Annotated in this window: 16 protein-coding genes; 6 read left to right on the top strand and 10 right to left on the bottom strand. The window is 59.2% G+C overall.

Features of this window, described 5'->3' with window-relative positions; genetic code table 11:
- Positions 1–23: 23 nt before the first annotated feature.
- Entirely contained in the window at positions 24–1,262 is a 1,239-nt protein-coding gene (locus ACR0NZ_RS11005; RefSeq protein ID WP_480473670.1) for an aspartate kinase, read from the bottom strand.
- A 165-nt stretch (positions 1,263–1,427) separates the two neighbouring features.
- On the opposite strand from ACR0NZ_RS11005, the gene ACR0NZ_RS11000 reads away from it, so the two are divergent.
- Positions 1,428–1,784: a hypothetical protein gene (locus tag ACR0NZ_RS11000; RefSeq protein ID WP_480473671.1), complete on the top strand. Its 357-nt coding sequence runs from the start codon at positions 1,428–1,430 to the stop codon at positions 1,782–1,784.
- Here the strand turns inward: ACR0NZ_RS11000 and ACR0NZ_RS10995 are convergent.
- The 5 genes from ACR0NZ_RS10995 to ACR0NZ_RS10975 all read right to left on the bottom strand — a co-directional run bounded on the left by ACR0NZ_RS10995 (position 1,778) and on the right by ACR0NZ_RS10975 (position 4,840).
- Positions 1,778–2,416, bottom strand: a complete 639-nt coding sequence (locus ACR0NZ_RS10995; RefSeq protein ID WP_480518889.1) for an SDR family NAD(P)-dependent oxidoreductase — start codon at positions 2,414–2,416, stop codon at positions 1,778–1,780. The two genes, ACR0NZ_RS11000 and ACR0NZ_RS10995, sit on opposite strands and share 7 nt — an antisense overlap.
- A gap of 3 nt (positions 2,417–2,419) precedes the next feature.
- Complete coding sequence (locus ACR0NZ_RS10990) at positions 2,420–2,875, bottom strand: DUF1178 family protein (RefSeq protein WP_480518887.1); 456 nt, start codon at positions 2,873–2,875, stop codon at positions 2,420–2,422.
- A gap of 72 nt (positions 2,876–2,947) precedes the next feature.
- Entirely contained in the window at positions 2,948–3,409 is a 462-nt protein-coding gene (locus ACR0NZ_RS10985) for an NUDIX hydrolase (RefSeq protein ID WP_480518885.1), read from the bottom strand.
- 140 nt (positions 3,410–3,549) lie between these two features.
- Positions 3,550–4,293, bottom strand: coding sequence for an EcsC family protein (locus ACR0NZ_RS10980; RefSeq protein WP_480473676.1), 744 nt, complete (start codon positions 4,291–4,293; stop codon positions 3,550–3,552).
- A 52-nt stretch (positions 4,294–4,345) separates the two neighbouring features.
- Positions 4,346–4,840: a GNAT family N-acetyltransferase gene (locus ACR0NZ_RS10975; protein ID WP_480518883.1), complete on the bottom strand. Its 495-nt coding sequence runs from the start codon at positions 4,838–4,840 to the stop codon at positions 4,346–4,348.
- A gap of 72 nt (positions 4,841–4,912) precedes the next feature.
- On the opposite strand from ACR0NZ_RS10975, the gene ACR0NZ_RS10970 reads away from it, so the two are divergent.
- Positions 4,913–5,518 (top strand): flavin reductase family protein, encoded by a 606-nt coding sequence (locus tag ACR0NZ_RS10970; RefSeq protein WP_480473679.1) that lies wholly within the window; start codon positions 4,913–4,915, stop codon positions 5,516–5,518.
- Positions 5,519–5,653: 135 nt separating this feature from the next.
- On the opposite strand, the gene ACR0NZ_RS10965 is transcribed toward ACR0NZ_RS10970, so the two are convergent.
- Positions 5,654–7,288: a SulP family inorganic anion transporter gene (locus ACR0NZ_RS10965; protein ID WP_480518881.1), complete on the bottom strand. Its 1,635-nt coding sequence runs from the start codon at positions 7,286–7,288 to the stop codon at positions 5,654–5,656.
- Between the two features lie 165 nt (positions 7,289–7,453).
- Here ACR0NZ_RS10965 and ACR0NZ_RS10960 point away from each other — a divergent pair, with 165 nt between their 5' ends.
- Both ACR0NZ_RS10960 and ACR0NZ_RS10955 read left to right on the top strand, forming a co-directional pair.
- Complete coding sequence (locus tag ACR0NZ_RS10960; protein WP_480518879.1) at positions 7,454–8,014, top strand: invasion associated locus B family protein; 561 nt, start codon at positions 7,454–7,456, stop codon at positions 8,012–8,014.
- A gap of 66 nt (positions 8,015–8,080) precedes the next feature.
- Positions 8,081–8,953 carry an S-methyl-5'-thioadenosine phosphorylase gene (locus tag ACR0NZ_RS10955; RefSeq protein ID WP_480518877.1) on the top strand — a complete coding sequence of 291 codons (873 nt, stop codon included), beginning with the start codon at positions 8,081–8,083 and terminating at the stop codon, positions 8,951–8,953.
- A gap of 2 nt (positions 8,954–8,955) precedes the next feature.
- Here the strand turns inward: ACR0NZ_RS10955 and ACR0NZ_RS10950 are convergent, their stop codons facing one another.
- Positions 8,956–9,804: an alpha/beta hydrolase gene (locus ACR0NZ_RS10950; RefSeq protein ID WP_480518875.1), complete on the bottom strand. Its 849-nt coding sequence runs from the start codon at positions 9,802–9,804 to the stop codon at positions 8,956–8,958.
- Positions 9,805–10,055: 251 nt separating this feature from the next.
- Here ACR0NZ_RS10950 and ACR0NZ_RS10945 point away from each other — a divergent pair, with 251 nt between their 5' ends.
- Entirely contained in the window at positions 10,056–10,685 is a 630-nt protein-coding gene (locus tag ACR0NZ_RS10945) for a LysE family translocator (protein ID WP_480518873.1), read from the top strand.
- 8 nt (positions 10,686–10,693) lie between these two features.
- Here the strand turns inward: ACR0NZ_RS10945 and ACR0NZ_RS10940 are convergent, their stop codons facing one another.
- Positions 10,694–10,867: a hypothetical protein gene (locus ACR0NZ_RS10940; RefSeq protein ID WP_209505622.1), complete on the bottom strand. Its 174-nt coding sequence runs from the start codon at positions 10,865–10,867 to the stop codon at positions 10,694–10,696.
- Positions 10,868–11,192: 325 nt separating this feature from the next.
- On the opposite strand from ACR0NZ_RS10940, the gene ACR0NZ_RS10935 reads away from it, so the two are divergent.
- A complete protein-coding gene (locus ACR0NZ_RS10935) occupies positions 11,193–11,732 on the top strand; it encodes an adenine phosphoribosyltransferase (RefSeq protein ID WP_480473688.1) in 540 nt (179 codons plus the stop codon).
- A gap of 42 nt (positions 11,733–11,774) precedes the next feature.
- On the opposite strand, the gene ACR0NZ_RS10930 is transcribed toward ACR0NZ_RS10935, so the two are convergent.
- Positions 11,775–13,190 carry an FAD-binding oxidoreductase gene (locus ACR0NZ_RS10930; RefSeq protein WP_480518871.1) on the bottom strand — a complete coding sequence of 472 codons (1,416 nt, stop codon included), beginning with the start codon at positions 13,188–13,190 and terminating at the stop codon, positions 11,775–11,777.
- Position 13,191 lies beyond the last annotated feature (1 nt).

Raw genomic sequence — 13,191 nt, 5'->3', positions numbered from 1 at the left:
GGCGAAACCCTTGGCCGATCAGCTCAGGCCGCCTTGTCCAGTTCAAAGGCATCATGCAGTGCCTGAACGGCAAGTTCCATGTATTTCCTGTCGATAAGAACGGAAATTTTGATCTCGGAGGTTGTGATGACCTTGATGTTGATCCCCTCATCCGAGAGCACCTTGAACATTTTGGCCGCGACACCCGATTGCGAGCGCATACCGATTCCCACCACCGAAACCTTGCAGACACCGGTATCGGCGACCAGTTCGGCATAGTTGAGCTCGCCCTTGTCCTTGATCGCCAGCAGCGCTTTTTCGGCACGGACCACCTGATCGGTGGGGCACGAGAAGGTCATGTCCGTGCGTCCCTCGTCCGAGATGTTCTGCACGATCATGTCGACATTGACGCCCTCATCGCTGAGCGCGGTGAAGATGGTCGAGGCGATACCGGGACGGTCCGCCACCGAAACGACGGTCATCTTGGCCTCGTCACGGGAATAGGCCACACCGGCCACAACATTGGATTCCATGATATCCTCCTCGTCAACGACCAGCGTACCGGCCTCGTCGGATTGTTCTTCGAAACTTGAAAGAACGCGCAGTTTCACCTTGTAGCGCATTGCCAGCTCGACCGAGCGAGTCTGCAGCACCTTGGCGCCCAGCGACGCCAGTTCGAGCATTTCCTCGAACGAGATCCTGTGCAGCTTGCGGGCCTTTTCGCAGATGCGCGGATCGGTGGTATAGACACCATCCACGTCGGTATAGATGTCGCAGCGTTCCGCACCAAACGCCGCGGCAAAAGCCACGGCAGTGGTGTCCGAGCCACCCCGGCCCAGCGTTGTGATGCGGCCTTCGGGGCTGAGCCCCTGAAACCCGGCCACAACGGCCACTTTCATGCCTTCGCCGAATTTCTGGTTGATGTTTGTGGTCGGGATGTCTTCGATCCGCGCCTGGCTGTGCGCACTGGTTGTCAGCAGCGGCACTTGCCAGCCCTGCCAGCTGCGCGCCGGAACGTCCATTTCCTGCAATGTCAGAGCCATCAGGCCAGCGGTGACATTTTCGCCCGAAGATACAACAGCATCGTATTCGCGTGCATCAAAAAGCGGCGACGTCTCGTTCACCCAGCCCACCAGCTCGTTGGTCTTGCCCGACATGGCCGAGACGATGACGATCACGTCATAGCCCTTGGCAACTTCGACACCAACACGCTTGGCAGCGCGGCGGATGCGGTCCAGGTTGGCGACCGAAGTGCCGCCGAATTTCATAACGAGTACGGGCATGGGGGCAAATGTCTCCGCGCCTTGGATTAGAGGTCCCGAGCCTCATAAGCGAGGGGCACCCCAAGAGCAAGAGCGCAAACAGGACCCGCCTGTGGCACAGGGCCGCTTTACATTGCGCAGGTGCGGTGTCAGCCTGCGAGTAACAACCAAATCAAGAGGTTCCCCATGTTTCGCCTAGCCCTTGCCGTTACTTTGTTGTCGTCGCCCGTACTGGCCCAGGTTGCCAGTGTGGCCGGAACGGACGGAAAGAATGCACTGGGCAAAGTGCCCTGCGCCGCAAATGCCGGTGACCCGATGCAAAGCTGCAATGCGGAATTGCGCCGCCATGACGACGGCACGATAACGCTTGCGGTTGCTCTTGGTGGAGGAGAGGTGCGCCGCATCTATTTCAAGGAAGGCGTGCCAGACTCCAGCAGTTCCACCTCGAAGATGTCGTATGAAACGCGCGGTGATTTGATGGTTATCTATATTGAACCCGGTGAAGTCTATGAAATTCCCAAAGCGGCACTGTCCCGTCAGTAAGCGTGCGCCTGTCCATCATAGGTCTCGAAACAGCCGGTTGAGCTGATCGACAGGGCCTCAAAGCGTTCCATCAGGCCCGAAACAGCCTGATCGACATCAATATCGGCGGCCGCGCCGCCCATGTCGGTTTGTACCCAGCCCGGATGATAGATGCCAACGGCGATCCCGTCGGCTTTCAGATCCGTTGCAAGGTTCCGCCCCAGATTCAGCGCCGCCGCCTTGGAGGCACGGTAGATATAGCTGCCCCCCGGTGCCCGCGTATGAGACGCCATCTGCGACGAGATGATCGCGACTTTGCCGCCTGCGGCACGCAGATTGGGCAACAAGGCCTGAACGGTCAGGAAAACGCCGGTCACGTTGGTGGCAAAGCTTTGCGCCCACATTTCGGCGGGGTAGCCGTCGATCGTGTGCCCCTTGTCCAGATAGACCCCGGCATTGCAGACCAGCAGATCAACGGGCTGGCCTTTCAGCTGTTCGGCCATTGCCGTCTGTTGAGCAGGGTCCGCCACGTCCAGACGCACCTGCGCGCTGCCATCGCGCGCGGTTCCAGTGACCACGTCACCGCAGGTGTCGTAGCGCGAGGCAAGGGTGCGGCCGATACCGCGATTGGCACCGGTGATCACGACATGCATGGATCAGTTGGTCTTTCTGCTGGGCAGAAACGGCAGCGGTGCCACCGGCACGCCATCTTCGATCAGCGATTTCGCTTCATCCGGTCTGGCTTCACCATAGATCGAACGCTCTGGCGCCTCTCCCAGATGCATCTTGCGCGCCTCGCTTGCAAAATCCTTGCCAACGTAGTCCGAGTTCTTTTCAACATGGCGGCGCAACTCGGCCAGAACCTTCGCGATCTCAGGCGAAGGGGTGGCGACGTTGATCTGTTCATTGGTTGCAGGCGCGTTTTCAGGTTTTCCCTGCGCATTCCGGGCCGGACGGACACGCGGTGTCATGATCGCCTTCGCAACCTGCGTACATCCGCAGATCGCGCAGGTCACCATCCTGGCAGAGGCCAGCTTGTCAAAGGCTTCTGCGGATTGAAACCAGCTGTCGAATGTGTGGCCTTCACTGCATTTCAACGCGTATTGAATCATGTTCAGTCCAAAATTGCGATTGGCGAATAGATACCGACCAGACTGACAATATCAAGCCTCTCTGGAACTATCTTAATGTGTATATGTCTTAAAGTCGCTCAACAAATCGGCTAGCTCGGGTGATCCGACCTTTTGAGCTGCCTTTTTAGGCGCAAACCACTTGCGCCTGCGCTCGTGCTGTTCAGGGAAATCCTGCGACATAACCTGTACATGCAGCGCAAAAACATCAACCAGTATCAAGGTCGGGGGCTGATTTGGGCTATGCTTGAGGTGCAGAAACTGCCCCAGCCCCGCTGTGCTGCATCGCCCCGTCACGCCCGCTTCTTCCCAAGCTTCCTGCACTGCGGTTTCTGATGGGGTCAGCCCGGGGATGAGCCACCCCTTGGGGATAATCCAGCGCTGGGCCCGGCGCGTCGTGATCAGCAAAACCTCTGGCTGGCCATGCCGGATCCGATAACACAGGGCAGAGGATTGCCGCAAAACAGGGTGTTCCGCAGTCTCAGTCAATACACGCGGCACCGGTCTTGCATTCATTGCGCGACGCACCTTTTGTTCGGGCAACGGACCCGTTGGCCTTATAGGCGCGCATGACACGCCTATTTAGCGCCCACCCCTTGAAAAACTACCATATGAAGTGGTGTCCGCCGAGTCTGGCGTGACGGAGCATTTGTTGATCACATGCGGGCTGACAGCTGCTTCACCAGCTCGTCATGCGAGATATCGGCGTCAACCGCCAGTCTTCGCAGGCCGAAATGCACACGCGCGATCTGCTGGTAATAGCGCGAATAGACATAGTTCGTTCCACCACCAGCCAATGCGCCGAGCACCGGGACGGACTGTGCCGCCAGTTTTTGCCCCAGCACGATCGAAAAGCGTGGTGCCACGGCAGCAATCAGACGCTGCATGGCCGGACCGGTCAGTGTCAGGCGCACCGAGAAAAAGCCGAAATCCGCTCCGTCATCATGCGACAGCGGACCCGATGCGGACAAAACCCGCACACAATCGAACTTCACGTTCTCGGCGGACGGGTCGAAACCTTCGCGCGCGGCGGCCCCCTGAATGGCACGCAGCAGCATGGCGGTTGTTGCAGGCAGCTCCATCAGGGCTGTTGATACACCGCCCAGCCCACCGGCCGCACCCATGGCCGTGGCAAGCGCGGTATTGACCCAGGGCTGCTGATCAGGGATCGCAAGCCGGGACCCCTGAGCCGCGTGCATCGCAAACCACAACGCCTGCTCGGTAGCCCCTGTCAGGCCGTTCCGAACTGGTTCGGGCAATTGCTCGAGCAGTGACTCGGCTGATCCGCCCAGCTTGTTCAGCAGTTTGACACCGGCCCCTCCGGCAGATCGGTAATAACCCGCCAAACGATCCAGTTCAGCCTCGGCATCCACGTTTTCGACAAGAACCACGTTCTGCATGTGCGTCCTCCTGCCTATCAACATCGGCGTTGAACCGTGTCGATTCAATAGGTCAGCGGGTCCAGCGGGTGACGGCCCCATGAACTCCGGACCAGACCCCGGGCGTCAGTTCCAGCCCCAGCACCCGGTCCGGGTTGGTGGGCGGCGGCATCTCGACACCTTGCAGCCGCGCAAAACCAAATCGTCTGTAATAGGGTTCGTCACCGACCAGCATGACCCGCTGCCATCCGAGTTTGCGCCCGGCTTCAACACCGGCATGGATCAGATACCCGCCCAGACCCTCGCCCTGATGAGTAGGGTGCACGGCAACGGGCCCCAGCAACAATGCATCGTGTTCGCCGACATGGACAGGCCAGAAGCGGATTGCCCCGGCCAGAATGCCCTGACCGTCGCGCGCGACCAGAGACAGACCAGCTACCGGCGGCACATCATCGCGCAACCGGTAGGACGACAACGCCTCACGGCCCGGCGCAAAGCACAGATCGTATAGGGCCTCGACTTCCCACCAATCGTTCGGCTCTTCCGGCCTGATCCCGAATTGCTGCACGTTTGCCCTCTTTTCCTTGCTGGAAATCGCCCTAGCACTTCGTTACGCCTTGGGCAAACGCTTGGAGATATGATGTTCTACCGCCCTGAAGACGGCCACGGCCTGCCGCACAACCCATTCAATGCCATTATCACGCCACGCCCGATCGGCTGGATCTCGACCCGTGATGCGGATGGGATCAACAATCTGGCACCCTATTCCTTTTTCAACGGGGTGGCTTACTCACCACCGCAGGTGATGTTTGCCACAACCGGCACGAAACACGATCAGGTCGGCGGCAAGGACAGTATCGCCAATATCGAGGCGACTGGCGTATTCTGCGTGAATGTAGTGGCCAATGCGCATCAGGATGCCATGAACGCCAGCTCGGCCAGCCTTCCGAAGGAGGTGGACGAGTTTGCCCATGCCGGATTAACACCGGTCGAATGCGAAACCATCCCCTGTGCCCGTGTACAAGGTGCCCCGGCGGCGTTGGAATGCAAGCTCACCCAGATCGTGACCCTGCCCGGCGCGGCCAACCGCGTCGTGTTTGGCGAAGTGACAGGCGTGCATCTGCTCGACGACCACATCCGGGAGGGCAAGTTCGACGTAACCTCGTTCAAACCTCTGGCGCGGCTTGGATACCGGGACTATTCGGTCGTGTCCGAGCTGTTCTCGCTCAATCGCCCGGATGATTGAGGTTGTCGGGGGCTCTGCCCCCACCGCCCGTTCCGGGCGGCTCCCCCGGGATATTTTTTGGCCAGATGAAGCAGGGATCCTTCATTCATCTGGCTTCAAATATCCCGGAGCGCGAGGCAGAGCCTCGCAAAAGGATCAGTGGCCGCCCAGAATGCCGGTACGGACCGAATAATCGACGGCAAGTTCATAATCCGGGTCATCATCACTGTCGACCATCAGGTGGCCTGCCTTGTTCAACAGCTTGTGGCAATCCCGGCTCAGGTGGCGCAGCATGACGCGTTTACCCGCGGCCTCGTATTTGGCCGCGATGTTTTCGATGGCTTGCAATGCCGACTGGTCCACCACACGGCTTTCAGCGAAATCGACGATGACGGTTTCCGGGTCATTCGGCACATCGAAAAGTTCGATAAAGCCATCCGATGACCCAAAGAACAGCGGTCCCTGGATTTCATAGACCTTCGCCCCTTTTTCGGTCGCCGAGTCGCGGGTGACCGCGTGGATGCGCTTGGCGTTGTTCCAAGCATAGGCCAGAGCCGAGACAATGACGCCGACAACAACCGCCACCGCGAGGTCTTCCATCACCGTCACGACAGTGACCAGAACGATGACAAAGGCGTCGGTCAGTGGAACCTTGCGCAGGATCTTGAACGAGTTCCACGCAAAGGTGCCGATCACCACCATGAACATCACCCCAACCAGCGCGGCCAGCGGGATCTGTTCGATCAGCGGTGAGGCAAACAAGATGAAGGTCAGCAGAAACAGCGCCGCAGCGATCCCCGCGATGCGGGTCCGGCCACCGGATTTCACGTTGATCATCGACTGACCGATCATCGCGCAGCCACCCATGCCACCGAAAAAGCCGGTCACGATATTCGACGCACCTTGCGCGATACATTCCTGAGAAGCCCCGCCGCGCTTGCCGGTGATCTCGCCCACAAGGTTCAGGGTCAGCAGGGATTCGATCAGGCCAATCGCAGCCAGAATGACGGCGTAGGGCAGGATGATCTCAAGCGTGCCCCAGTTCAGCGGAACCATCGGGATGTGGAAGGCAGGCAGGCCACCTTCGATCGAGGCCAGATCACCGACGCGCGGGACATCCAGCCCCAGACCGATCACCAGCGCAGCGACAACCAGAATACCGGCCAAAGGTGCTGGAATGAGACGCGTGATGCGCGGCACCACCCAGATCACCGCCATTGTCAGTGCCACAAGGCCTAGCATGGTGTATAGCTGCGCACCCGAGAGCCATTCTCCACCACCCATGCCGTGACCGGTGTTTTCCATGGTACCCGGCACCTTGAACTGGCCCATCTGGGCCAGAAAGATCACGATGGCCAAGCCATTCACAAAGCCCAGCATCACCGGGTGCGGCACCAGTCGGATGAAGCGGCCCCAGTGCATCGCCCCGGCGATAACCTGGAGGATCCCCATCAGAACCACCGTCGCGAACAGGTATTCGACCCCATGTTCGGCCACCAAAGCCACCATGACGACCGCCAGCGCGCCCGTCGCTCCCGAGATCATGCCGGGTCGCCCGCCGATCAACGCGGTGATGAGCCCCACAAGGAACGCGGCATAGAGGCCCACCAGCGGATGCACGCCTGCCACAAAAGCAAAGGCCACGGCCTCGGGCACCAGCGCGAGGGCCACGGTCAAGCCGGACAGCAGCTCGATCCGCAGGCGAGAGAAGGTCAGCCCCTCATCCGGCACCCAGCGCAGATCGGGTATGGCGATACGGTTGGCAAAACTTGCCAGCAAGGCTCGGGGCATTGGACAGTCCTATAGGATATTATGTTCGCGCGAAGGGGTCGTTGTAGCGGGCGCGCCGCTGTTAAGCCACCGCAGGAGGTGGGATGCAGCCATGCGCACAGCGCATAACTTGCCTCTCGGCAACGTGATTTGCGGCACCCGGATCAAGCACCCAAATGTGAGTTCATGCGTTGGATTGCCCTCATATTTCTATCGGCCCTGCCCGCCTTTGCACAGGATTTGCAAGGGAATGACACCGCCGGAAACTGGCGTGTCACGCACCATGAAATTTTCGGCATCTGGAATTCGATTTGTGACGAGCGTGAAGAAGCCGGTGCTTTGGTGCAGCGCTGTTACATAAGGCGCGCTGAGGTGTTTTCCTTGCGTCCGAAATTTGCGGCGCAGTTCATGTTCATCACACCTGAGCCAGATGGATTCAAAATCGAGTTTGGAATTGAGCCGGGTACCTTCTTCAACCCTTCTGGATTCCGCATAGAGAAAGATCAGGATGTGATCTGGCGCACGCGGCGCCCCGGTTGCCTGACAGGGTTAAGCTGTACGTTCGAGGATCATCGCGCCGACGGCCTGCTGGACGCCATGCTGAACGGGGATGCGTATCGTTTTGAGTTTCGTGACAGGCATGGTCAATCGCAAGACCTGACGTGGCCGCTGGATGAGTTTGGAGCCGCCTGGGCGGATTTCAACACGCAATCTCAACAGCGTAACCTGCTGGCGAAACAGGAATAGACCTCTTGTCAATTTCGGGTCGAACCCGCACAAATTCAATATCAGTATCTCAGGCGGAGCAGGACAGTGACCCAAACCAGGATTGCCGTTATCGGCGGATCAGGCATCTATGACATCGATGGGCTGGAAAATGCGGAATGGGTCAGCGTCGATACCCCTTGGGGGACACCTTCGGATCAGATCCTGACCGGGTCGCTGGACGGTGTAGCGATGGCCTTTCTGCCGCGCCATGGGCGCGGGCATGTGCATTCGCCCACCGATGTGCCCTATCGCGCCAATATCGACGCGCTGAAACGGCTTGGTGTGACGGATGTGATATCGGTCTCGGCCTGCGGGTCGTTTCGCGAACACATGGCACCGGGCGATTTTGTCATCGTCGATCAGTTCATCGACCGGACATTTGCGCGCGACAAGAGCTTTTTCGGCACAGGCTGCGTCGCCCATGTCAGTGTTGCGCATCCGACCTGCCCGCGCCTGTCGGACGCCTGTGAGACCGCAGGCAAGGCTGCCGGTATCACGATCCATCGCGGCGGCACCTATCTGGCGATGGAAGGGCCGCAGTTTTCTTCTCTTGCGGAATCGAAGATGTATCGCGAGCAATGGGGCTGCGACGTGATCGGCATGACCAATATGCCCGAAGCCAAGCTCGCTCGCGAAGCCGAGCTTTGTTATGCCTCGATCGCGATGGTTACGGATTATGACAGCTGGCACCCGGAACATGGTGAGGTGGATGTGACCACCATCATTGCGACCCTGACCGGCAATGCCGACAAGGGCCGTGCACTGGTCAAGGGCCTTCCCGCCCTGTTGGGGGCTGACCGCGCGCCCTGCCCGCATGGCTGTGACCGGGCGCTGGAATATGCCATCCTCACCGCACCCGAAAAGCGCGATCCGGCGCTGCTGGCCAAGCTGGACGCGGTGGCCGGGCGAATTCTCTGAAATCAGTTCTGTGGCAGGCGGTCTTGAACGGTCTGCCACAGGCCGTATGACCACAAGTCGTTGTGGGTTCCGCCGGGAATCGAGAAAAACTCGACCCTCTCACCGCCCATCTCGGCAAGGCGCGCGCCGTGATGCGCTGGAACGGTTTGATCATCTGTGCCGTGGAAGATCAACGTCGGCATCTCGATTGTCCCGATGATGTCGCGGGTGGCAAACTGGTCGCGCATCAGTGACGCTACGGGCAACCAAGGATAGCGTTCAGCCGCCACATCCACAGTCGCAGTAAATGGCGCTTCCAGCACCAGCATCTCGGCCTCGGGCCGTTGCGCCGCAACCGCCGCAGCCACTCCTGTACCAAGGCTTTGGCCGTGTAGAACAACTGGCTCTCCGGCCCTACGCAAATGGTCAAACAACTCTAATCCGTCCGAGATCAAACCTGCTTGGGACGGCGCGCCTGTACTTCCCGGAAACCCGCGAAAGCTGGGCGCCAGAAGCCCGTAGCCGCTGTTCAGTATCTCTTGAAATCGGGCCGCGCGGTCGCTCAGATTGCCGCTCTGGCCGTGAAAGAACAATACGGTCGGGGCACCTTCGACGGCTGCCGGCGCGGCCCAAACCGTCAGAACCGTACCATCGGACATAGGCAGTGAAAGCACATCGATATCCGCCAAAGAAACCGAGGCTGGATCAGGCAATTCACCATCTGGCTTGTAAAGCAGCGATTGCTGGTTGAAGTACATGTATCCAACGATGATCCCATACACGACGCCACCGGCCAGCATGAGGCCAAGCAGCAACCGTTTGATGCGATTGATCCGCTTCAACGAATTGGCATCTGTACTTTGGATCTGCACCTTTACCTCCTGCAATGTTGTGCCTTTTAGTCTGGGCAGGTTCAGGACCGTTTCAAGATGAATGAGCAAAGCTTCATCCAAACTTCAAGTCCTTGTCACACTGCCTAAATCTATGAGCTTTGCGATTCAGATGCGAGAAACGCACAGGTGCTCGATCTTGTCGCCTCAAAAACAGCCAAACGATCAAGGCAGATGCTTGACGTTGGCATCATACAAGGGCTTGGTGTGACGACACCTTTACAGGAGACACCATGTCGCTTGAACTCTGGCTGGCTTTTGTCGCCGCCTCCACCGCTTTGCTGCTGATCCCGGGCCCGACCGTGCTGTTGGTGCTGAGCTATGCGCTGTCCAAGGGGCGCAGTGTTGCCGTGGCCTCGGCCACAGGGGTCGCTGTGGGGGATCTTGTGGCGATGACCGCATCTTTGTTGGGACTGGGCGCGCTTGTTCTGGCCTCGGCCACCTTGTTTTCCGTCCTCAAATGGGTCGGTGCGGCCTATCTGGTCTGGCTTGGGATTAAACTGCTGCGCAGCGCACCGTCCGGCGGACTGAACGCGGTCGATACCGACCGCGATGTGACGGCAAGCAATGTGTTTGGGCACGCCGCTGCCGTGACCGCGCTGAACCCGAAATCCATCGCCTTTTTCATCGCCTTTGTGCCACAGTTCCTGCGCCCGGCTGAACCTCTGGGACCGCAATTTGCCATCCTGATCGCCACTTTCGTCGGACTGGCCTGGCTGAATGCCCTGGCTTATGCGTTGCTGGCCGACCGGTTGCGGCGGCTGATTGGCCGTGCCAGCGTGATCACCGGGATGACGCGGTTTGGCGGGCTGAGCCTGATCGGGATGGGTGTCGTTACGGCAGTTCTACGCCGTCCGGCCTGATCCCTTTTTCAGTTTTCGGCGTTTTCCTTCATGAACCCGCGGATAAACCGGCGGATTTCGCGGGCCGCAGACGTATCCAGCTCCCTGCACAACTCGACAAACGCGTCGCGTTCATCCTTGTCCAGGCGCAGAACCAGCTGGCTGTTTTTCTTTGTCGATCCCTTGCCGTCTTTCTTTGGCACGCGCGTTGCTCCTAGCAAATGCTTGTTACTTTAGGCGATGCATTGTGTATACATAGCATAGTGATTGTCGTTATCTGGCACTTAACAGCACCGGAACGGAAATGGCAATGAACCTTCGAACCACACGAGCCTTTCTTTTGCGAAATCAACGCAATTGGCGTAAACCGCACTTGTCTTTGCCACCTGTCACACTTCACCGGTATTACGGGCTGCCCAAGGCTGTGGTTTAGCGCCGCTGGTGATCGCGCGAATGAATTGTTCCTTGCATGGCTAACCCTCTTGGGCCAAACACGTTTTGGTATTTGAAGCGGAAAAAGGTTGGTTCATGTCAAGGAACAAGACTGTCAAAGACTACATCCGGACGATTGTCGACTTCCCGCATGAAGGAATCCTGTTTCGCGATGTGACGACGCTGTTTGCCGACCCGCGCGGATTTCGGATGGCCATTGACCAGATGCTGCACCCCTATGCCGGGGAACGCATCGACAAGGTTGTCGGTCTTGAGGCGCGGGGCTTTATCCTTGGGGGTGCGATTGCGCATCAACTGAGCCTGGGTTTCGTGCCGATCCGCAAGAAAGGCAAGCTGCCCGGCACAACGATCAGCCAGGACTACAAGCTGGAATATGGCGAAGCGATCGTCGAGATCCACGATGACGCTATCCAACCGGGCGAAAAAATCCTTGTCGTTGACGACCTGCTGGCCACAGGCGGCACTGCGGCGGCGGGCATCAAACTGATCGAGCGTTTGGGCGGTGAGATCGTCTCATGCGCGTTCATTATCGACCTGCCTGACCTCGGTGGTCGCAAGCTACTGGAAGATATGGGCATGGACGTGCATGTCCTGTGCGAATTCGAAGGGCTTTAACGCGGCAAGCTTCGGATAGTGAAACAGGGGTCAAGGCCAGGTTCACGCCTTCAGAACCGCGCCGGGGTTCATGATGCCATGGGGGTCCAGCGCCGCTTTGATGGCCCGCATCGCATCCAGCTTTACCGGATCGCCATAGCGTTCCAGATCGCTCGTTTTCATGCGGCCCACGCCATGTTCCGCGCTGACAGAACCGTCAAAAGCGTGGACCAGATCATGCACGGCCCGCTTGACCACGGCGCTCTGACCTTCAAATTCCGCGCGGCGCTGCCCCTCCGGGGGAAAGACATTGTAATGCAGATTGCCATCCCCCAGATGGCCAAAGCAATTGATCCGGAACGGCCCGAGACCGGAAATCACCTTTTCCCCTTGGCGCACAAAATCCGGAATTCCTGAGATCGGGATCGAGATATCATGGCTCGACACCGAGCCGATCAGGCGGTTGGCCTCGGGGATACGCTCGCGCACGGCCCACAACTCACCGCGCTGCGCCTCGCTTTGTGCAATCACGCCATCCTGAACCAGCCCAAGTGCTTGCGCCCGGACAAAGATATCCTCCAGCGCGTCGGACGGAGACTGCCCCGGAGCCAGCCCCAACTCGATCAGAACGCTCCACTCTGGCGGTGTCTTAAACGGTTGCCGGACGTCCGGCAGAACCTCGGACAAGAACTCTAACCCTTGCTGGTGGATCAGTTCGAAAGTGCTGACAGCCTCGCCCACGCGATCATGCACCAGAGCCAGCAGGGAAATGGCGGCTTCGGGTGACGCCACCTGAAACATCGCCGTCCCGATCGCGGCAGGCCGGGGAAACAGCTTGAGCGCAGCTGCAGTGATGATCCCAAGCGTGCCCTCTGCCCCGATCAACAGGTTGCGCAGGTCATAGCCTGTGTTGTCCTTTCGCAACCGGCTGAGACCGTGCCAGATTTGACCGTTGGGCAGAACGGCCTCGAGCCCAAGGCACAGGTCGCGCGCATTGCCATATCGCAAGACGTTGACGCCTCCCGCATTGGTGGACAGGTTGCCCCCGATCCGACAGGATCCCTGCGCCGCCAGTGTCAAGGGAAACAGGCGGTCTTGCGCTTCAGCCGCGGCTTGGACGTCCTGCAAAATGGCGCCGGCCTCGGCAATCAGCACATTTTCAGTGGAATAGACGGACCGGATGGCTGTCATCCGTTCCAGCGAAATCACAAGGGGCGCTGGCCCGTGCGGCATCACCTGCCCCCCGACCAGACCGGTTCCACCACCATAAGGCACCACCGGAACGCGCTCCCCGCACGCCACCTGCACCAGTACCGAGACCTCCTCGGTTGTGCGGGGCAAGGCCAGCAGGCCAGCCTGTCCGGCAAATCGCCCGCGCGGCTCTTCCAGATACCGGTCGGCCACCGGGCGCAACACCTGATCGCCCAGTTTCGAGCGGATCAGCGTGGCAATGCGGTCATCAGCGGGGTTCAAACTCATA

The organism is Ruegeria sp. AE3 (genome assembly GCF_056542225.1).
This window is presented reverse-complemented; position numbering and strand designations above follow the sequence as displayed.